General features: G+C 68.8%; 18 protein-coding genes and 1 pseudogene. 7 read left to right on the forward strand and 12 right to left on the reverse strand.

Translation table 11 applies throughout. From position 1 onward, the window contains the following. Positions 1–117: 117 nt before the first annotated feature. Both C7S10_RS11915 and C7S10_RS11920 read left to right on the forward strand, forming a co-directional pair. Positions 118–609: a TetR/AcrR family transcriptional regulator gene (locus C7S10_RS11915; RefSeq protein WP_133176501.1), complete on the forward strand. Its 492-nt coding sequence runs from the start codon at positions 118–120 to the stop codon at positions 607–609. Between the two features lie 222 nt (positions 610–831). Continuing rightward, positions 832–1,049, forward strand: a pseudogene (locus C7S10_RS11920) (GTP 3',8-cyclase MoaA); the annotation flags it as partial. Between the two features lie 213 nt (positions 1,050–1,262). Here C7S10_RS11920 and C7S10_RS11925 read toward each other — a convergent pair. The 6 genes from C7S10_RS11925 to C7S10_RS11950 form a co-directional block, all read right to left on the reverse strand. Then, the gene (locus C7S10_RS11925; protein WP_108344640.1) at positions 1,263–2,564 is read right to left on the reverse strand and encodes an ABC transporter substrate-binding protein; all 1,302 of its coding nucleotides are present in this window, start codon (positions 2,562–2,564) and stop codon (positions 1,263–1,265) included. Beyond that, positions 2,564–3,526 carry a branched-chain amino acid ABC transporter permease gene (locus C7S10_RS11930; RefSeq protein ID WP_165807129.1) on the reverse strand — a complete coding sequence of 321 codons (963 nt, stop codon included), beginning with the start codon at positions 3,524–3,526 and terminating at the stop codon, positions 2,564–2,566. Before C7S10_RS11930 ends, C7S10_RS11925 begins: the two co-directional genes overlap by 1 nt. A gap of 124 nt (positions 3,527–3,650) precedes the next feature. Then, on the reverse strand, positions 3,651–4,532 hold the full coding sequence (locus C7S10_RS11935) for a branched-chain amino acid ABC transporter permease (protein WP_108344642.1): 882 nt from the start codon (positions 4,530–4,532) through the stop codon (positions 3,651–3,653). Between the two features lie 15 nt (positions 4,533–4,547). Further along, positions 4,548–5,264, reverse strand: a complete 717-nt coding sequence (locus tag C7S10_RS11940) for an ABC transporter ATP-binding protein (RefSeq protein ID WP_207769348.1) — start codon at positions 5,262–5,264, stop codon at positions 4,548–4,550. A 5-nt stretch (positions 5,265–5,269) separates the two neighbouring features. Next, entirely contained in the window at positions 5,270–6,040 is a 771-nt protein-coding gene (locus C7S10_RS11945; RefSeq protein ID WP_108344644.1) for an ABC transporter ATP-binding protein, read from the reverse strand. A 127-nt stretch (positions 6,041–6,167) separates the two neighbouring features. Continuing rightward, complete coding sequence (locus C7S10_RS11950; RefSeq protein WP_108344645.1) at positions 6,168–7,820, reverse strand: long-chain-fatty-acid--CoA ligase; 1,653 nt, start codon at positions 7,818–7,820, stop codon at positions 6,168–6,170. 385 nt (positions 7,821–8,205) lie between these two features. Here C7S10_RS11950 and C7S10_RS22995 point away from each other — a divergent pair, with 385 nt between their 5' ends. Further along, on the forward strand, positions 8,206–9,819 hold the full coding sequence (locus C7S10_RS22995) for a sigma-54-dependent Fis family transcriptional regulator (protein WP_133176502.1): 1,614 nt from the start codon (positions 8,206–8,208) through the stop codon (positions 9,817–9,819). 17 nt (positions 9,820–9,836) lie between these two features. Here the strand turns inward: C7S10_RS22995 and C7S10_RS11960 are convergent, their stop codons facing one another. After that, on the reverse strand, positions 9,837–10,385 hold the full coding sequence (locus tag C7S10_RS11960; RefSeq protein ID WP_207769349.1) for a TetR family transcriptional regulator: 549 nt from the start codon (positions 10,383–10,385) through the stop codon (positions 9,837–9,839). A 77-nt stretch (positions 10,386–10,462) separates the two neighbouring features. Between C7S10_RS11960 and C7S10_RS11965 the strand changes: the two genes are divergently transcribed. Continuing rightward, entirely contained in the window at positions 10,463–11,356 is an 894-nt protein-coding gene (locus C7S10_RS11965; protein WP_243395330.1) for a 3-hydroxybutyryl-CoA dehydrogenase, read from the forward strand. Positions 11,357–11,361: 5 nt separating this feature from the next. Beyond that, entirely contained in the window at positions 11,362–12,534 is a 1,173-nt protein-coding gene (locus tag C7S10_RS11970) for an acyl-CoA dehydrogenase family protein (RefSeq protein WP_108344649.1), read from the forward strand. Positions 12,535–12,629: 95 nt separating this feature from the next. Here the strand turns inward: C7S10_RS11970 and C7S10_RS11975 are convergent, their stop codons facing one another. Further along, positions 12,630–14,303, reverse strand: coding sequence for a (2,3-dihydroxybenzoyl)adenylate synthase (locus tag C7S10_RS11975; RefSeq protein ID WP_108344650.1), 1,674 nt, complete (start codon positions 14,301–14,303; stop codon positions 12,630–12,632). Between the two features lie 152 nt (positions 14,304–14,455). Between C7S10_RS11975 and C7S10_RS11980 the strand changes: the two genes are divergently transcribed. Then, positions 14,456–16,006: an FAD-dependent monooxygenase gene (locus C7S10_RS11980; protein ID WP_108344651.1), complete on the forward strand. Its 1,551-nt coding sequence runs from the start codon at positions 14,456–14,458 to the stop codon at positions 16,004–16,006. A 70-nt stretch (positions 16,007–16,076) separates the two neighbouring features. Here the strand turns inward: C7S10_RS11980 and C7S10_RS11985 are convergent, their stop codons facing one another. Genes C7S10_RS11985 through C7S10_RS12000 form a run of 4 tightly spaced genes read right to left on the reverse strand, consistent with a single transcriptional unit; the run spans position 16,077 to position 18,971 of the window. Continuing rightward, positions 16,077–17,309 (reverse strand): alpha/beta fold hydrolase, encoded by a 1,233-nt coding sequence (locus tag C7S10_RS11985; protein WP_108344652.1) that lies wholly within the window; start codon positions 17,307–17,309, stop codon positions 16,077–16,079. Further along, positions 17,306–17,554 carry a hypothetical protein gene (locus C7S10_RS11990; protein WP_108344653.1) on the reverse strand — a complete coding sequence of 83 codons (249 nt, stop codon included), beginning with the start codon at positions 17,552–17,554 and terminating at the stop codon, positions 17,306–17,308. The genes C7S10_RS11985 and C7S10_RS11990 overlap by 4 nt, the downstream gene beginning before the upstream one ends. After that, on the reverse strand, positions 17,551–18,186 hold the full coding sequence (locus C7S10_RS11995) for a VOC family protein (protein WP_108344654.1): 636 nt from the start codon (positions 18,184–18,186) through the stop codon (positions 17,551–17,553). The genes C7S10_RS11990 and C7S10_RS11995 overlap by 4 nt, the downstream gene beginning before the upstream one ends. 29 nt (positions 18,187–18,215) lie before the next feature. After that, positions 18,216–18,971, reverse strand: coding sequence for a maleate cis-trans isomerase family protein (locus C7S10_RS12000; protein WP_108344655.1), 756 nt, complete (start codon positions 18,969–18,971; stop codon positions 18,216–18,218). Positions 18,972–19,080: 109 nt separating this feature from the next. Between C7S10_RS12000 and C7S10_RS12005 the strand changes: the two genes are divergently transcribed. Then, on the forward strand, positions 19,081–20,220 hold the full coding sequence (locus C7S10_RS12005) for an acetyl-CoA C-acyltransferase (protein WP_108344656.1): 1,140 nt from the start codon (positions 19,081–19,083) through the stop codon (positions 20,218–20,220). The last annotated feature ends 12 nt before the right edge of the window (positions 20,221–20,232 follow it).

The following is a 20,232-nucleotide window of genomic DNA, read 5'->3' on the forward strand; positions in this document are numbered from 1 at the left end:
TCACCAGCACGTGGAGCGGGACGCCGTCCAGCCAGCGAGCACGCTCAGGCACGCGCCATCGACGGCCTCGTGCAGTTGGTGCTTCGCGACGGTTTCCTGCACCTCACCGTCGAGGACATGACCGCTCACCTGCACTGCTCGAGGGCAACCCTCTACAGCATCGCTCCGAGCCGCCAGCAGATCGTCACGGCGACCATCGACCAGTTCTTCCGCGACAGCGCCGACGCCGTGACCCGAACCACGCGCGCCGAAGTCACCAGCAGCGCGCGACTCGAGGCGTACCTCACTGCCATTCGCGACCAGATGCAACGAATCTCGCGGCGGTGCTACGACGACATGCGAGCGTTCGGACCGACCGATGCCGTCTACACGACCTACGCTCAACTCTCCATCGAAACCGTCGGCCGGCTCATCCAGGCGGGAGTCTCGGACGGGAGCTTCCGGTCCCTTCACGCCTCCTTCGTCAGCACGGCGGCGACGGTACTCATCGACGGGATCATGCGGGGCGTCTTCCTCGAAGCCTCGGGGATCTCGGACGGGGAGGCCTACAGCGAGCTGGGATCGCTTCTCCTGGCCGCCCTCGGCGTTCCACCCCTCAGCGGCGACTGACCCACGCTCACGGAAAGCAGCGCTCCGGATTCTGACGTCCGCGGACCCGCGGGCCGCCACCGCTCTATCCATGGTCACGTGCACCCACTGGCGGACCGGCGCGGCCGGGTCGCGACCGACTTCCGCGCCTCTCCTAGCGACCGCCGCAACGTGCGCTGCACCAACTGCATGCCCGCCGAAGGGCTCGACTGGCCGCCTCACGAGAACCAGTTGAGTGACGAGGACTGCGACCGGGTCCGGCTGACCGCCGACGGCCAGGCCCGCAACTACCTGTTCGCCCGCACCGAGTCCGATCTCCGGGTCGCGATGAGGTCGGGCGCGACCGAGGCAGGCCTCGCCCCACGCTGGCTGGCGGCCATGCGCGGCAAGGCACCGGCCACGGCATCGACGACCCGATCTTCCTCCAACCCGACCGGCCGATGTCCACGATCGGAGGCTGACCTGCTGATCGCGACCACGCCGATGACAGATTTCGCGGCTGTGGATCACAGCGGGTCGGCCAGCGCTGACCCCCAGATCCCGCGTTGGCCGACCCGCTGTGCGTCACACCCATCGGTGGCAGGGCTGCCGGAACCTGGACGGGCGCCGCCGCGGGTGGTCCCGCGACGGCGCCCGTCGGATCAGTCAGCGACCGGTCACGGCCGTCAACACCATCACTTGGAGATCCCGCCCTTTGGCGCCTGGGGCGCCACGCCGTCGTACTTCTCGACCGGGCCGTCCCCGTCGTCGGTGACGTAGACCGGACTGATGATCTCAGCCTTCAGGTCCGTGATCCGCGTCATCGCGGTGCCGATGAAGCCCGAGTGGTCGTCAGCCGAGAACGCGAACGGGGTCAAGCCAGGGCCGACGAGGTCACCCGAGCCAAGGACCTTCAGCAGGCCCTCTCGGGTCAGATCCTTCCCCGCGGCTTGAAGCGCCTCGACGGCCGAGTAGGCCAAGGCGTAGCCGTACAGGACGATCGAGTCGAGACCCTGCTCCTCGTTGTACTCGTTGTTGATCGTGGTGAACAGCTTGATCCAACTGTTGTCCGCGTCGGTCGGCAGAGGGAGGAAGGTGCTGGAGATGAGTCCGTTCGTCAGTGCGGCTGCATCATCCTTGAGGTACCCAGTCAGCCCGACCGGGTCGGAGCCGATGGAGACGACGACCCACTGCGCCTTGAAGCCGAGCTTGGCCGAGGTACCCAGGGCCAGCGCGGTGAACCCCGGGCTGCTGAAGCTGACGACGACCTCGCAGCCGGAGGCCTGCAACTTGCCGATCTGCGCCTTCACATCCGGGTTCGTCGCCGTGTAGGCCTCCGAGGCCTTGAGCCCGTCCTTGCCCAGAACCGTCTCGACGCCCTTCACGCCGTCGGCGCCGAGGTCGTCGCCCTGCCCGAAGGCGCATACGGTCTTGCCGGCGAAGTTCTCCTTGACGTACGACGCCAACACCTTGCCCTCGCGGATGTAATCCGTCTGCCACCCGAACGTGTCGGGGTAAATGTCCGGCTGGTTCCAGGACACGCTGCCCGACGACGGGAACAGGTCCGGCACCTTGTTCTGGCGGATGAAGTCGAGCACCGCCGTGTGCGGCGCCGTGCCGAACGCGCCGACCAGGGCGAACACCTTGTCCTTGAGGACCAGCTTGCGCGTCTTCTCCGCGGTCTTCGTCGGGTTGTAGCCGTCGTCCTCGACGACGAAGTCGATCGACCGACCGTGGACACCACCGTTGTCGTTGACGTAGTTGAAGTACGCGGCCATCGCCTTGCTCATCTTGGCGTAACCGGGCGCGACCGGACCCGTCAGCGGCTGCGTCGAGCCGATCTTGATCGTGTCGCCGGTAACGCCCGGCGCCGACTCGCTGCCGCCGCCCGCGCCCCCGCACGCGGTCGTCGTGACCGCGATGGTTACGGTGGTGGCAATCCCGGTTGCAGTCCGCGCCCAGGCTCGCGAAGCCCTCGAGCGAAGTGTGCGATTCATCAGTTGTCTCCTTGGTGGTGGGTGGAACGGCGAGGCAAGCGGTCCCCCAGGCGGGAGAGCAGCCCCTGGATGCCGCCGGGCGCGGCAAGCATCACGACAATCAGCAGGAGGCCGTAGGACGCCGACGGGAGGTTCTCGTCGACGTCCATATCGGCGAGCACCTTCTGCAGAAAGACGACGAGCGCGCTGCCCCAGATCGCTCCTCGAAGGCTTCCCAGGCCGCCGATGACGACTGCGGCGAGGACGCCCAAGGAGAGCCTGAGGTCGAAGGAGTGCGGGTTGACTCCTTGGAGGAAGAGCGCCAGGACAGCACCTCCCAGACCGGCGGTCGCGGCGCTGACGGCAAACGCCGTTACCTGCTCCCGCGGGATGGACAGGCCGCACAACTGCGCGGCGATCTCGTCGTCGCGTACCGCGGCCCAGTGTCGACCGACAGCCGACCGCTTGACGTTCGCCAGGACGAAGAAGGTCACGCCGACGGCGACGACGCCGATCAGGGCAACGAAGCGGTCCGGCAACCACAGCGCGTTGTCCAATGCGGTCGGCATGTCGGGCGGCGGCACCGGGAGTCCCTGCTCACCGTTGAACCAATGGTCGAAATAGGTCACCAGGCCCGGAACAGCGACGCCGAACGAGAGCGTCGCACCGGCGAGATACGGGCCGCGCAGCCGCGCCGCGGCCAGACCGATCAACAGGCCGACACACAGCGTGACGAGGACGGCCAACACCAGAGCGAGGGCGACGGAGAGGACCGGGACCTCGCGCAGTGCCGTCGTCCTCGGCTCCAGGAACAGGGCCATGGTGTAAGCCCCGACCGCCATCAGGGCCGCATGACCGAGAGAGATCTGACCGTTGCCGCCGATCAGCACGGTCAACCCCATCGCAACGCAGGCATACGCAGTCAGCATCGCGACGCTGCCGACGGTGAAGTCGTCGACCGTGTAGACCGCGAGCAGTCCCACTGCGGTCACAGTCGCAGCCGCTAGCCCGTTGCGCACAGCGGAGTGCGTCAGGAGTCGGCGCGCGGGGGAGCCGAGCACCGGATGTTCAGTCGTGGTTGTGTCGTCATGGCGCATGGTCGACATCTCAGACCTTTCGGGTGCGGGAGCTGCTGAACAGGCCTTGCGGACGCGCCAGCAGCACACCGATGAGCAGGAGGAACGCAACGGGAAGAAGAAGGTCGGGCTGGCTGTATCCGCTGGTGTACGAGAGGGCGAGGCCACAGGCCAGGCCGCCGGTGACGGCGCCGACGAGACTGTCCAGGCCACCCACGATCGCGGCGGTGAAGCCGAGCACGAGCAGGCCGTCCAGAACCGTCGGAACCAGTTCGGTGGCCGTGGGCGTGTAGAGCATGGCCGCCAAACCGCCAGCGACGCCGGCCAGAGCCCAACCGAGACTCAACATCAACGGCACCTGGACACCCATCAGACGGGCGGTCTGGGGCGCGAAGGCGGCGGCCCGCATCCGCAGGCCCACTGCCGTGCGGGCCAAGAGAAGGCCGAGGGTGACCACGGTCAACGTCACCGCCCCCACCACGAAGAGATCCTGCGGCGAGACCAAGGGGAGTGATCCTGCCTGGTAGGACTTCGTGCTGAAGGCTGAGCCGATCGTGCGGGTCTCGTCGACGGCGAACAGCATGCCGAGAGCGGCTTCGATCAGGATGAGAAGCCCGACGCCGACCACGGCGCTGTTGAGCGGCGGCATCGACTCCGCCCTGCGAAACACCGTCTGCTGGACGAGCACCCCGAGCACCGCGCCGCCGACCAGCGCGGCGGCGAGGCCCAGCCAGAAGGAGCCGGTCACGTCGGTGACAGACCAGGCGATGTACGCCGACGCCGCCGCTTGGGCACCCTGGGCGAAGTTGAGAACCCGAGTGGAGCGCCAGATGATGACCAGGGCGAGCGCCATCGACGCATAGATCGCGCCGAGCGTGAGTCCGTTGACGGTGAAGAGTATGAAGCGTTCCATCACTGTTCCTGCGTTCTAGAAGCCGAGATAGGCATGTCGGAGGGCGACGTCGGCTTGGAGTTCACGGGCCGGTCCCCGCGCCACCACGCTGCCGAGGGACAGCACCACGCCTTCGTCGGCGACCCCCAGCGCGCTGTGAACGTTCTGCTCGACGAGGAAGACCGTGAGGCCCTGTGACTCACGCAGGTCGCCCAGCAACGCCATGAGCTGGGCGACGATGCTCGGCGCCAACCCGAGTGAAGGCTCGTCGAGAAGGAGGAGCTTCGGTCGGGCGACGAGCGCTCGGCCAAGGGCGAGCATCTGACGTTCTCCGCCGGAGAGCTGGTGGCCGTGGAAGGAGATGCGCTCCGCAAGCCGGGGAAAGAGATCCAGGACCTCGTCGATGGCCGTCTGAGTGGTCTGGACCGCAGATGCGCCGGTCCGCCACAGCCCGCCGAGACGGAGATTCTCCCGCACCGTGAGCTCGCGGATCACTCCCCCGCCCTCGGGCACGTGACTGAGCCCCCGCTGCACTCGATGCTCTACCGGAACCCGCGTGATGTCCTCGCCCAGGAACGTCACTCGCCCCTCGGTGGGAGGCAACACGCCGGACAACGCCTTGAGCAATGTCGTCTTGCCGGCGCCGTTGGCGCCGAGAACCGCGGTGATGGTGCTGGGAGCGATGTCGAGGGCGATGTCGTGCAGCACGGGGAGTTGGCCGTACCCCGCGCGGAGGCCGGTGATCTGAAGCATCGCGTTCATTCCGGCACCACCCCGAGATAGGCAGCGGCGACCTCTGGGGAGGCCTGCACCTCGGCGGGCGTTCCTGCCGCGACGCACCTCCCGAAGTCCAGGACGACGACCTGGTCGCACACACGCATGACGAGGTCCATGTGGTGCTCGACCAGCACGACCGAGCAGGGACGGTCGGCATCGGCCGGAAGACCTTTGATGAGTTGAACGAGTGGCTCCAAGTCCTCTGCCCCCAAGCCGCCCGCGGGCTCGTCCAGCAGCAGCAGCCGAGGTCGGCTGATCAAGGCCCGCGCCATCGCGACCCGCTTCTGGATCGGGTAGGGAAGATCGCCCGCACAGCGGTCCGCGACGTCAGCCACCCCGAGTCGCTCCATCAAGGCGAGTGCTTCGCCGCGCAGCTTTCGATCCGCCCGATCCCCGCCCGGCAACGCAAGCAGCGCCGAGCCGAGCCCGGTCTGACGGCTTGAAGCCGCGCCGACCATGACGTTCTCGACAGCCGTCAAGCGAGCGAACAACCCGACGCCCTGGAGGGTTCGGGAGATGCCCTCGCGCACCAACTGGTCGGGACGGGGATGGAATGGTTGGCCACGCCATGTGATGGATCCGCTGGTGGGTTTGACGAATCCGCTCATGACGTTGAAGAGCGTCGTCTTGCCGGCCCCGTTGGGCCCGATGACGCCGGTCACCGTGCCGCGCGGGGCGGCAAAGGAAACGCTCTCGAGCGCGACGAGCCCACCGAACTTGACTCCGATGTCGGTCACGGCGAGGTCTGCCATGTACTTCTCCTGAAGGGGCGAGGTGAGCGGCGCAGTGCGCTCAGACGTCAGACCTGACGGCCCGGGACCGCAGGGTGCTACGGCAGCCGGCGGCCGCCGTTGGTGGAGCTGAGCTCGTTGCCGGTGCTCAGGCGCCGCCGTAGGTGTCGGCGAACTTGGCGCGCATCACCTTCTTGTCGAGCTTGCCGACACTGGTGCGGTCCAGGGAGTCGAGGAAGAGCGCCCGCTCGGGCAGCTGCCACTTCGCGAAGGCCGGCGCCAGCAGCTCGTGCAGCTCGGCAAGCGGCACCTCCACCCCGTCGGTGGTGACGATGAGCGCCAGCGGACGCTCCTGCCACTTCGGGTGCGCGACCCCGATGATCGCAGCCTCCCGGACCCGCGGGTGCGAGGTCAGCGCGTTCTCCATGTCGATCGAGGAGATCCACTCGCCACCCGACTTGATCACGTCCTTGATCCGATCGACGACCTTGACGTAGCCGTACTCGTCGATCGTCGCTACGTCGCCTGAGCGCCAGTAGCCGTCGAGGAAGCGCTCCGGCTCGTTGAGCGAGTGGTACGACGACGTGATCCACGGTCCGCGAAGCAGCAACTCACCCTGGGCGGCCCCGTCGAAAGGAAGGTCGTTGTCCTCGGCGTCGACGAGTCGGATGTCGACGCCGGTGACCATCACGCCCTGGCAGCGCTTGCGGTCCCACCGCTCCTCCTCGGGCCGGTCGGTCAGCGACGGCTTGATGCCGCGGTTGACGGTCACCAGCGGCGTGGTCTCGGTGGCGCCGTAGGCGTGGATGATGTCGGCGCCGGTGAGCTCGGCGTACCCGCGCATCATGCTCAGCGGCGGCTCGGTGGCGCCGCTGAGGAAGCGCGCCCTGCTCAGGTCCGGCCTGATCTCCAGGGTGCGAATGTAGTCGAGCATCGGCCCGAAGATCGCCGGCGCACCGTTGCCCACCGTCACGCCCTCGGCGATCATCGCGTCCACGATCGGGCCCAGGTTGTCAGCGGCATACCGCCCGGGCAGCACGACCTTTGCCCTGGCCTGGACTGCCGCCTGAGGCAGTCCCCAGCACGAGCCGTGGAACATCGGCGTCAGGAGCAGCACCGAGTCGTGGGCGCTCATGCCCAGTTCGGCGACCATCGTCAGGGTGTGCAGGTAGATACCGCGATGGGAGTAGTAGACACCCTTGGGTCGGCCGGTCGTGCCGGTCGTGTAGCAAGCGCTGTACGCCGACGACTCCTCGATCATCGGCCAGTCGATCTCCCTGTTGGCCACCGCAAGCAGGTCCTCGTAGTGCAGCGGGTTCGGCAGCGTGGTCTCGATCTCGCTCAGCGGCCGATCGCTCATCACGATCCACCGGACGTCGGGATTCTCGGCCGCGAGCCCTTCGGCGACGCTGAGCAGGCTCTCGTCGACGAGCACCCAGCTGGTGTTGCTGTGCCTCATCACGAAACCGAGGTCCTCCTGGCCCAGCCGCAGGTTCATCTGCAGCATTACCGCCGCGATGCCAGGGATGGACCAGTAGAGCTCGAAGAACCGGCGACTGTTCCAGTCGATGACGCCGACCACGTCGCCGGGCGCCACGCCCAGACCGCGCAGGACGTTGGCCGACCGGACGATCCGCTCGTACGCGTCGCGGTAGGTGTAACGGTCCCAACCACCGTCCGCGGTGCGGTAAGCGATCTCCTGCTCCGGGGAGGTCCGCGCGGCGTGCCGGATCAAGGTGGTGGTGTTGAGCGGGTAGTCGTCGCCGTGCGTCGACGGCAGGCCCTTGATCAATTCGTACATGCGACTACTCCTCGGGCGTGATTGACGGATGAGGTCGGCCCACCCGCCTTGGTCGGCACAGGGGCAGGTAGTTGCCAACCCTGTGTTGCGGGTCACGACCGTACGAGCAGGACTACGGCTGGCACTGTCTAGAAACTGAACAGTCGAACCGCGTCACGCGCTCCTACGGTCCTGTTCTGCGCAACCATCCCCACCGCCTGCCGACCACAGGAGGAAGTCGTCAACGGCACGCCGCACTACAACATGTTCATCAACGGAGAGTGGGTTGACAGCCCCACCCGCTACGAGGTCCTCGCACCCGCCGACGGCGGACTCACCGCGACCGTGGCCTTCGGGGTCGAGAAAGCCGGGCGTTGACCTCCACGACATGCGATAGCGTGATGTGGTGACCGCCACATCACATGAGCGTCCGGAGATCGCCTCGTCGTGGGCTCGGTCGGTGCTCAGCGGGGTCGCGCCGGCAGGGCTGCGTCTGGACGACGTGGGCGTGGAGTTCGACCCCTCCAGTCGGCTGCTCCGGGCGGCCGCTCCGGTGCTGGAGAAACTGGCCGACACGCTGCTCGACACCCGGTACAACCTCCTCCTAGCGGACCGGGACGGGCACATCGTCTACCGCTGGTTCGCCGACCGCAGGCTGGAGAACGTGCTCGATGACCTGGGCATCCGACCGGGTGTCACGGGCGCGGAGGACGTGATCGGCACCAACGCGATCGGCACCACCCTGGAGATTCGCCGTGGGATCGCCGTCTACGGCGAGGAACACTTCATCGAGCCGTTCAAACCATACTCCTGCTACGGGCATCCGATCATCAGTCCGGTGACGCGACGCGTAGAGGGTGTACTCGACATCAGTTGCCAGGCCAGGGACGCCAACCCGCTGCTGGCTCCGTTCCTGGTGCGCGCTGTCGAGGAGATCGAGTTGCGGCTGGTCGACCTGTCCAAGACGTCCGAGCGGGTCCTGATGGCGGCCTTCCAGGCCGAGCCCTGGCTCCGCAGCCGGGCGGTCGCCGCCCTGGGCGAGGACGTCGTGCTGACCAACAAGGCGGCCGTCGACCTGCTCTCCCCCAGCGACTACGCTTCAATGCGGCTGCTCGCCGACGAGCTCGACCGGGCCTCGGAGCACCGCACCCGGGTGCACCTGTCCTCCGGGCTCGAGGTGGACGTCCACCTGTCGCGGGTGTCGGGGGCCGGCACCGGCACCCTTTTCCGGTTCATCCCGGCCGAACAGCGGCGACATTCAGCGACCCCGCCCGCTCGGGACGCTGGTCAGGTGCCCGGCATGTCAGGTCCGGTGCTGATCCACGGCCCGTCCGGGGCCGGCCGGAGCACGGAGGCCCGCAAGCTAGCGCCCGACGCGGTCCACCTCGACTGCACAGACGCGACGACCCTCGGGGAGCAGGCCTGGACCGCGTCCCTGCGCACGGCACTGGCCCGCGATGTACCGACGTGCTTGGAGAACATCGATCTGCTGCCGCCCGCGCTGGTACCGCTCGTCGTTGACGCGGTCGCGGCCGGACGCCGGCTGATATTGACATCGGCTCCGGTGCGGGGGTTGTCGGGGCCGCACTTGGCGCTGGCCTCGATCGTCATCGACAAGCGCGAGTTGGCCGGCTTGCAGGAGCGCGCGAGCGAGATCGGCACACTAGCCATGCGCTTGGTCCGCGACCTCGACCCGGCGGCCAACGTCCGTCTGATCCCCAGCGTGATCGAGACTCTCGCCGCCCGGCCTTGGCCCGGCAACCTACACGAGTTGCGTGCCGTGATGGCCGAGGTGCTGAAGAGGCGGAGCAGCGGCGACGTCACCGTGCAGGACCTACCCGAGCACTATCGGACGACCATCCGGGCCCGGCACCTCGCCCGCCGGGAGCGAGCCGAGCGGGCGGCAATCATCGACGCCCTCACGGAGCACGACGGCAACAAGGCCCATGCGGCGAAGGACCTCGGGATCAGCCGGACCACGCTGTACGCCCGGATGCGAGCTCTCAAGATCGATTTCTGAGAGGCCCTGCGGGAAGGTCAGGTGCCGTTGAGCGATCGGCGTACCCGTGCGGCCAGCGTCTCGTTGGCGGGTGAGCCGCCGAGGACGACGACGGCCACGTCGCTCTCGCGCATCGCCGGGGCGAGGGCGACCGCATAGTCGAACTCGGCCTCGGTGACCACAGCCGCGGCGGTGAGCTCGGCACGGAGCGGGCCGTCGGTCTCGTCGGCCCACCAGGCGCCGAGGAACCGAGCGAACGTGCGCTGAGCCACCGAGCGTGCGCGCAGCGCGGGCACGATGCTGGTCAGGCGATAGCGGAACCGCGCGAAGTCGCCCTCGCCGCGATTGTGGTCCAGAACGAGATGGGCGGCATCAGCGACAGCAATCATCCGCGTGGACGGCGAGGACGCCGCGAGTCGTGCCTCAATGCTTGCCAACACGGCGTCATGGTCGGGGGAGATCACCGCCTCTTTGGAGGCGAAAGCGCGGAAGAAGGTGGTCCGTTCGACACCGGCCCGCTCAGCGATGTCATCGACGGTGGTCGCGTCGAACCCGCGTGTGCTGAACAGCGCAAGCGCCGCGGCCATGAGGCGTTCGCGCGCGGAGGCAGAGATAGGGGGCATCAGTACTCAAAGCCACTTCCATGGTATTGAGTTCCTAATATATGGTACTCAGTACCATCTGCAGTATCGAAGGGAGCATCATGATTGAAAAGGTAGGCGTGGTCGGCGGAGGCCTGATGGGCTCGGGTATCGCCGAGGTCAACGCCCGCGCAGGCAAGGACGTCATCGTCGTCGAGTCCTCGACCGACGCCGTCGAGGCGGCTCGCCAGCGCCTCGAGGGCTCCCTCAAGCGCGCCGAGAGCCGCGGCAAGATCAAGTCCGTGGACGCCGTACTCGCTCGAATCCGGGTGGTCAACGACCTCACGGCACTCGCCGACCGCGATCTCGTGGTGGAGGCAATCGTCGAGGAAGAGAGGGCAAAGACCGAACTGTTCCGACGCCTGGACGAGATCGTCAACAGCCCGGACGCAATCCTGGCCTCCAACACCTCCTCCATCCCGATCATGAAACTCGCGGTGGTCACCCAGCGCCCGACCCACGTGCTCGGGGTGCACTTTTTCAACCCCGTACCGGTACTCAAACTGGTCGAGCTCGTCCCGTCCCTGATGACCGACCCCGCCACCACCGAGCGCGCCCGCGCCTTCGTGCAGGACGACCTCGGCAAGACCGCCATCGACTGCCAGGACCGCGCCGGCTTCGTCGTCAACGCCCTGCTGATCCCGTTCATCCTCTCGGCCATTCGGATGCTGGAGTCCGGGTTCGCGACGGCCGAGGACATTGACCACGGCCTCGTCCTCGGCGCCGCCCACCCCCAGGGCCCGCTCGCACTGGCCGATCTGATCGGCCTCGACACAGTCAAGGCGATCGCGGACTCGCTGTACGACGAGTTCAAGGAGCCGCTCTACACCGCGCCGCCGCTGCTCAATCGGATGGTCGATGCAGGTCTGCTCGGCCGCAAGACCGGCCGTGGCTTCTACACCTCTAACGGGAAGTGACCGGGATGGACAACGACTACCCGATGTACGCCCTCTCCGAGGAGCACCAGGCCATCCGTGAGGCCGTCCGCGCCGTCTGTGACGCGAAGGTCGCCCCGTTCGCGGCCGAGGTCGACGAGGAGGCGCGCTACCCGCAGGAGGCGCACGACGCCCTGCTGGCCGCCGACTTCCACGCCCCGCACGTCCCGGAGCAGTACGGCGGCGCCGGTGCCGACGCGCTCGCGACCGTGATCGTGATCGAGGAGGTCGCCCGGGCCGACGTCTCGGCCTCGCTGATCCCCGCGGTCAACAAGCTCGGCTCACTGCCGGTGATGATCGGCGGCGGCGAGCAGATCAAGGCGAAGTACCTCACCAAGCTCGCGGCGGGCGAGGGCGGCTTCTCGTACTGCCTGTCCGAGCCCGACGCCGGCTCCGACGCCGCCAACCAGAAGACCCGCGCCGTCCGCGACGGCGACGCCTGGATCCTCAACGGCACCAAGCGCTGGATCTCCAACGCGGGGGAGTCGGAGTTCTACACGGTCCTCGCCACCACCGACCCCGACGCCCGGACGAAGGGCATCTCCGCCTTCGTCGTCGAGAAGTCCGACGAGGGTGTCTCCTTCGGTGCCCCGGAGAAGAAGCTCGGCATCAAGGGCTCCCCGACCCGCGAGGTCTACTTCGACAACGTCCGCATCCCCGCCGACCGCATCATCGGCGAGGAGGGCAAGGGCTTCGAGTACGCCATGAAGACCCTCGACCACACCCGCATCACGATCGCGGCCCAGGCCGTCGGTGTCGCCCAGGGCGCGCTCGACTACGCCCTCGGCTATGCCCAGGAGCGCCAGCAGTTCGGCAAGGCCATCGCCGACTTCCAGGGCCTGCAGTTCCTGCTCGCCGACATGGGCATGAAGGTCGAGGCCGCCCGCCAGCTGACGTACGCCGCCGCGGGCCGCTCCGAGCGCGGCGACAGCGACCTCACCTTCTTCGGTGCCGCGGCCAAGTGCTTCGCCTCCGACGTCGCCATGGAGGTCACGACCAACGCCGTGCAGGTCCTCGGCGGCTACGGCTACACCCGCGACTACCCGGTCGAGCGGATGATGCGCGACGCCAAGATCACCCAGATCTACGAGGGCACCAACCAGGTGCAGCGGATCGTGATGGCCCGCCAACTCCTCGCCGGAGTGCAATCGGAGATCTGAAGGGCGCGCTTCTCTGAGTAGACAAGTGCGAGCATCGAGGACGTAGCGAGCTTCGTCGGCGACCGAGGGTGCCGACCACTAATCCGCACCGGGGCCTAGGCCGGCCTTCCGCGCTCGATCTCCACCCGGGCGGCGATCTCCGCGTGCAGGCGCTTCTTATCGACCTTGCCGACAGCCGTCTTCGGCAGCTCCTCGATCCACTCGAGTCGCTCGGGCCACTTGAACTTCGCGACTCCCAGTCCGTCGAGGTGCGCCTGGATCTCTACCAAGGCGAGCGGGCCTCCACGGCCGACGAGGTAGGCGCAGGACCGCTCTCCTAGCCTCTCGTCGGGCATCGCGACGACGGCGGCGCTGACGATGTCGGGGTGTCGGAGCAGGAGGACCTCGACCTCCTCGGCGTTGATCTTCTCGCCGCCGCGGTTGATGACGTCCTTCAGGCGGCCCTCGACCGAGAGGTAGCGCGCGCCGCCGTAGGTCTGGACGGAGACGAGGTCGCCGGTGCGGAAGAAGCCGGTCGACGAGAACGCCGCGCGGTTGTGATCGGCGGCGTCGAAGTAGCCGTGAAGGGTGTAGGGGCCGGCACAGCAGAGCTCGCCGACCTCACCGTCGGCGACCTCGTCGTCGGTCCCGGGAGCCAGGACGGCGAAGGTGTCGGCCGGCGAGATGCCGGTCCCGACCGTGGTCAGCCGGGCCTCCCGAGGCGCGTCGAGCGGCGTCACGGCGAAGAAGCCCTCGCCCATGCCGAAGAGCTGCCCGCTCCACATCCCGAGCTCCTCGATCCGCTCGAAGATCGGCAGCGGCACCTTCGCACCGGACAGCACCACCCTGCGCAACGTAGGCGCCAGGGCGGCGAACTCCGGCGACCGGATCGCGTTGTAGTGCCCGTGCCCGAGGAGTACGTCGGTCACGCCCGAGTCCGCGAGCAGTGGGAGCGCCTCGGTCAGGTCCGGCGAGGTGAGGATCAGGGTGCCGCCGACGCTGTGCGGTCCGTGGAGGCCGCAGACGATGCCGGCGTTGTGGATCAGCGGGATCAGGTGACCGTTGCGGGTGTTCTCGTCCCAACCCCACGCGGCGGCGTAGGCGCGGGCGTTGTACCAGTACTCCGCGTGCAGGCGCGGGATCACCTTGGGAACGCCCGTCGTGCCGCCGGAGAGCTGGAAGACGGCGACCTCGTCGGGGTCGATGGCGCGCTGGATCGCGTCGACCGTGTGGCGTGCGGTCGCGGCATCGAGATCCTGCCCGAGGTCCTCGATACGGACGCCCGCCTGGTCGGGTGAGGCACCCAGGGTCAGCAGGTGTCGCAGCGCCGGGCGCGCGGCCTGCTGGCCCTCGGCGAAGGAGACCAGGTCGAACCCCTTGGTGCCGGCCTCCACGAGGTGGGCGCTCGCGTCGGTCCGCTCGGCGATGTCGCCGATCTCGTGGGCACGGTGCACAGCCAGCGTGCAGACCGGGATCAGTCCGGCCTTGAGGACGCCGTACCAGGCGACGACGGCGAGCAGTCGGTTGGTGACCTGGAAGAGCACCCGCTCCCCCGGCTCGAGCCCCAGGCGGGCGAGCCCTGCCGCCACACGATCGGCCTGCTCGTCCAGCTCGGCGAAGGTCAGTCGTCCTTCGGCAGTGACGACCGCGTCGCGGGCGGGGTGCCTCTCGGCGACGGCACGGAACTCGGCCGCGATCGGGAGTGTCCCCCAGAGCCCCTCCGCGCGGTACGCCGACACAAGCTCCTGCGGGAACGGGACGACCCGTCCGCTCCAGTCGATGCTGCCCATTCGCCTGCCCTTCGGCGCTCGCCGCGACGGCCCCGTGACCGTCGGCACATTCTCCAAGGTAAGCAAGTCCTACGCATGCGTCAACTTCTTGACGGCCATGTCGACCGCGGCTTATCGTGAAAGGACATGTCGTCGGCCGGAAAGGCATCATCGTGGAACTGCGTTCCGTAGCCGTCCTGGGCGGAGGCCCGGGCGGCCTCTACGTCGCCCGCCTCCTCAAGCTGCGCCACCCCGACTGCGCGGTGGACCTCTACGAGCAGAGCCCGCCCGACCAGACCTTCGGGTTCGGCGTCGGTCTGGCCACCAAGACCCAGCGCAACCTCGAGGCCGCCGACCCGGCGAGCCTGGCAGCGATCGTCGAGCGCTCCTTCCAGCACGAGATGGCGATGGAGGTCCGCGGCGAGCGGGTTCTGCTGCCCGTCGACAACCTGATCGCCATCGGTCGCTCAACCCTGCTCGACGTCCTGCGCCAGCACGCCGAGGACGCCGGGGTCCGCCTGCACTACGGCACCCGGGTCACCGCCGACGAGCTCGACGCGGAACTCGTGATCGCGTCCGACGGCGTCAGCAGCGCGACGCGCGAGGCGTCCGCCGACACCTTCGGCGCGACCATCGACACGCACGACTCGCTCTATCTCTGGTGCGGGACCGACTTCGCCCTGCCCACGGCTTCCTTCCTGCCCGTGGAGACCGAGCACGGCACGTTCGTGGCCCACGCCTACCCGTATGCCCCCGACCGGAGCACCTTCCTCATCGAGACCGACGAGGAGACCTGGCGACGGGCTGGCTTCGACGCGACCACTGCTCGCACGCCGTACGACGAGTCGGACGTGGAGTCGCTGGCCTACCTCAGCCAGGCGTTCGCCGCCGAGCTCCAGGGCCACCCCCTCGTCGGCAACCGCACGCGTTGGCTGCAGTTCCGGACGATCCGTTGCGCCCGCTGGCACCACGACAACGTCGTGCTGCTCGGCGACGCCGCACACACCGCGCACTACTCCATCGGTTCGGGCACGAAGCTCGCGATGGAGGACGGGATCGCCCTGGACGCCGCCCTCGCGGAGGCACCCGACCTGGAGACTGCGCTTGCACGCTACGAAGCCGTACGCCGGCCCGCGGTCGAGCACCTGCAGGAGACCGCCCGTCGCAGCATGCGCTGGTGGGACACGTTCCCCGACCGGCTCGACGTGCCCGTCGACCAGCTGTTGATCGCCTACATGACACGGGCGGGCAAGGTCAGCGTCGACCGGTTCGCCGCCCTGGCCGGCGACGTCGTCCGCCGCGGCCTTGCCCACTACGCGGGCTGCGCGGTCTCCGAGGTGCCGGAGGAGGACCGCACGGACTGGATCCTGTCGCGTCCTCTCCTCCGGGACGACCAGACCTGGCCTGCAAGGTCGGTGACGCTGGAGCAGCTCGGCAGCCACGTCGACCTGACGGTCGACGTCCACGACCCGTGGGGAGGCGACGGCGACGTGCAGGTGAAGCAGGCGACCGCTCAGTCCGGCGACGCTTCGAGGAGCGTCCTGCTGCGCTCCGCCGACGACCTGGGAGCAGTGCTCACGATGTTCGACCTCGGGGAGCGCCTGCGCCGCGAGGCCGGGGTCGTCGTGGCCGCGACGGTGCCGGCGCCGTTGGTCGAGTTCGCCGTCGCCGCGCTGGCGAGCGGTCGCATCGACCTCGTCGTCCCGATGCCGGCGTCCGCCTGACGCCCGCACGCAGAAGCGCTGAGGCCCGGTCTCCTTTCAGGAGACCGGGCCTCAGCGCTTCTCGTCGCGGTCAGAACCGCGCGTCGATCCACTCCTCGATGCGGGTCGCCGCCAGCGAGGTGCCGGTCGGCGCGCCAGGGCGGATCGGGCCGCCGAAGTGCGTGCCCGCCACGGCGCCGACGGTCAGGTCGTCGGCGGCGAGGGCGTCACCCATCGCGGCGATGTCGACCGGGTACGACGCCTGGTCGCCCGTGAACTCCAGCAGGAACGTGGGGACGGAGACCCCCGGGGCACAGCGCACGAAGTCGGCGTTGGTTGTGTTGGCCGACCACGTCGAGAGCCAGGCCTCGGCCGTGCTCAGCCGGCCGAACCCGACCAGGCCGTAGTTGGTCAGGTCGGGGCGTCGTCCGAAGAGCGAGCCGTACGGGCGCTCGTTGGGGTCGAGCGTGAGGTCGACGTTCCGCAGGTCGGCGTCGGTCCGGTAGACCGTGATGAGCCGGGGCGCCAGGGCGCGCCGACGGTCGGCGGGATCGCCGTCCTGCTTGAACGAGCCGTTCGCGGCCTGGGCCTCGGCGACGTGGCCGCGCGCGACGTCGTCGATGCGGCGGAGCCGCTCGGCCTGGGCAGCCCGGTACCGCGCGACGAACTCCTCGTCGTACCGGGTGGGTTCGGGGGCGGGCCGGTAGCCGTTGCGGGCGTCGAACGGGTCGAGCCCCGGGTCGACCGACAACGGATCGCCCTCGTCGACGACCGACGGGTCGATCACCCGGCGCAGCAGGGCGCCCTGTCCGGGGTGCGGCGCGAGGAACACCACGCCGTCGGGGAGCGGCATCTCCGCGTCGCGGAGGGCGACCGGACGGCCCGACGGAGCCGTCGCCAGACGCTCCGGCGGGGAGAGGCTGGCCTGCTGGCAGTAGAACGCGGCCAGCGTTCCGCCTCCCGAGTGACCGAGCGACACCACGTGGTCGAAGCCTGCCGATCGCAGGAACGCATGGCCGGCGGCGAAGTCGATGATCGCCTGCTCGTGGATCAGGGTGAGGTCGTTGTTCGGCGACCGCGAGCCCTGGGTCCACACGGCGTACCCGGCCCCGAGGAAGTAGGGCACCAGCGAGTGGTACGTGACGTCCTGGCGGGGATGCATGACGGTGACGACGGTGCGAGCGCCCGCGGGCACCCGCAGGACGCCGGTGACCTTCGCGTCGTCCACCGTCGTGAGCTCGTGCACCGAGGTGGTCACGCCGTCGGGCGAGTCGATCGAGTCGACGTAGCGACCAGCGCCGAGCCGGCTGGCGGTCTCGGTCATCGTTGCTCCAGGCGCAGCGCGTCCTTGTCCCACTGCACGATCCGGCAGCCCTCCAGGCCACCGACGCAGCTGTACCAGACCGCGTGCCGCGCACCCGACGCCCGGCGGTCGATGACCACCGGCTTGTCGGACGCGATCACGAAGTACGGCCCGAGGCGGTCGACGGTCACGTCGGGCGCCTCGGCCGCAACAGCGGCGATCTGGGTGTTCTCGGGTACGTCGAGCATGAACAGGCGGTGGGTCATCGCGGCACCTCCTGCTCGGCCTGCCAGGCCCCGGCACGCTCGACGATCAGCTCGGCCTTGCGCACGAGCAGGTCGTCCATGCCGTGGCCGGGGCGCTGGGCGATGTCGACGAGGGCGTCGATCGTCAGGTTGGCGTCGAGGTCCTCCTGCGGGGTGACCGGGCGCAGGGCGCGGGTGATCTCGACCATGTAGCCGTTGGGGTCGTGGGTGTAGATCGACTCGATGGTCTCGTGCTGGATCTGCATCTCCACGGGCCACTGGCTCGCGTCGAGCCGCCGCCGGTACTCCATGAGGTGGTCCTCGCCGTCCACGTGGATCGCGAGATGGCGGGAGCGGACGAACCAGTCGGGCGTCTCCTCGCCGAACTGCGCGTAGACGTCGCCCTTCGCGACCTCGGGCTTCGGAAGCCCGAAGTAGTAGAAGAAGGCGATCCGGTCGTCGTTGCCGATGTCGAAGAAGAAGTGGATGAAGTCGGGGTGGTCCTCGGGTCCCCAGCCGGCGGCGCAGATGGAGTGCACGACGGGGAACCCGAGGGTGTCGCGGTAGAACCGCACGGTGCCGACGGGGTCGAAGGTCGGGAAGGCGGCGTGGTCGACGCCGCGGACCAGGTGCTGGTCGGAGAGCGAGCTCATCGGATTCCTTTCGCGGAGCGATGGGAGGTTCAGGCTGTGGGCTGGAGGCTGTCGGCCCGCAGCAGGGAGCCGGCTCCGGGGATGTCGACGGACAGGCCGGCCGCGCGCAGGATGCTGTAGGCACCGGCGGTCGCGGCCGACAGCACGGGCACGCCGAGCTCCTGCTCGGCGGCCTCCACGAGCGGCAGTGACGGCATCTGCACGCAGGCCGAGATGACCAGGGCGTCGACACCGGTCAGGTCGAGGCTGCGAGCGGCGTCCATGACACGGTCGCCGGGGATGCAGCCGACCTCGCGGTTGTCCTCGACCTCGAGCGCGCGCCAGTCGGTGACCTCGAAGCCCTCGGCTTCGAGGTAGGCCACGACCTTTTCCGCGAGCGGTCGCATGTACGGCGTCACGAGGGCGATCCGCCGTGCGGAGAGTGCCTGCAGGCCCTCCACGAGCGCACCGGCACTGGAGCGCACCCGCGCCTCGGCACCTCCGGTGGCGAGCTGCTCGGCGACGTGACCCTCGACCCGCTGGTGCTCGCCGGGACCGACCGCCATCAGGGCGACCAGGCAGGCATACAGGATCACGTCGGGCGACGCGTCCCCGAGCTCGAGGATGCAGCGCTCGCGCTGGGCGTTCATCGCCGCGAGCTGCTCGGGCGAGACCTTCGCCATCCGCATCCGGCTGGCGTGGAACGAGAAGTCGGCCTCCGGGTGGCGCCCCAGGATCGCGGGCATCTCGGTCTCGACCGTGACATTGGAGCTCGGCACGACGAGGCCGATGCGTACATGGTTCATGGGGTTCCTTTCGACTCCCCCATGATTCAACGGTCACGACAAAAAGTCAACGCTGATGTAAAGTTCACTGCACACCCAGACCACTCCACCAGATGAAGGAGGTGGCCCCATGCGCGAGGCCGTCATCGTCTCCACCGCTCGGACCCCCATCGGCAAGGCCTACCGGGGTCGGTTCAACGAGATCCCCGCACCCGAGCTCGCCGCCCATGCGATCGGCGCCGCGCTCGCTCGTGCGTCCGTCGAGAGCAGCGAGGTCGAGGACGTCGTGCTCGGCTGCGCAATGCAGGAGGGCACGTCCGGGTACAACGTGGCTCGCCAGGCCGCACTACGCGCAGGGCTGCCGACCAGCGTTCCCGGCATGAGCATCGATCGGCAGTGCGCCTCCGGCCTGATGGCGATCGCCACCGCGGCCAAGCAGGTCGTCGCCGACGGCATGCAGGTCGCGGTCGGCGGTGGCGTCGAGTCGATCTCGCTCGTCCAGAACGAGCACCGCAACTCCTACCGCGCCCAGGACCCCTGGCTCGTGGACCGCGGGCACGACGTCTACGTCAGCATGCTCGACACGGCCGAGAACGTCGCCCAGCGGTACGACGTCGGGCGCGACGCCCAGGACGAGTACGCCCTCGAGTCGCAGCGTCGTACCGCCGCAGCCCAGGACGCCGGGCTCTTCGCCGGCGAGATCGCACCCTTCGACGGCCTCGCCCTCGACGAGGGCAACCGCCCGACGACCACGCTCGACGGCCTGGCCGGACTCCGACCGGTGCTCGCCGACCGCCCCGGCCACGCGGCGACGATCACCGCTGGCAATGCCTCCCAACTGTCGGACGGCGCCGCTGCCGTCGTACTGATGGAGGCCGCCGAGGCGAGCCGCCGCGGTCTCGAGCCCCTCGGCGCCTACCGTGGCATGGCCGTCGCCGGATGCGAGCCCGACGAGATGGGCATCGGACCGGTCTTCGCGATCCCGCGCCTGTTGCGCCAGCACGGGCTCCGTATCGACGACATCGACCTGTGGGAGCTGAACGAGGCGTTCGCGTCGCAGGCGCTGTACTGCCGTGACCAGCTCGGCATCGACCCCGAGCGGTACAACGTCAACGGCGGCGCGATCGCGGTCGGCCATCCCTACGGCATGAGCGGCGCCCGGATGGTGGGCCACGCCTTGCTCGAGGGGCGGCGGCGCGGAGCGCGGTACGTCGTCGTGTCCATGTGCGTCGGCGGCGGCATGGGAGCCGCAGGACTGTTCGAGCTGTGAGTAACCTCCGAG

Source organism: Nocardioides currus, assembly GCF_003057875.1.
GTDB lineage: Bacteria > Actinomycetota > Actinomycetes > Propionibacteriales > Nocardioidaceae > Nocardioides > Nocardioides currus.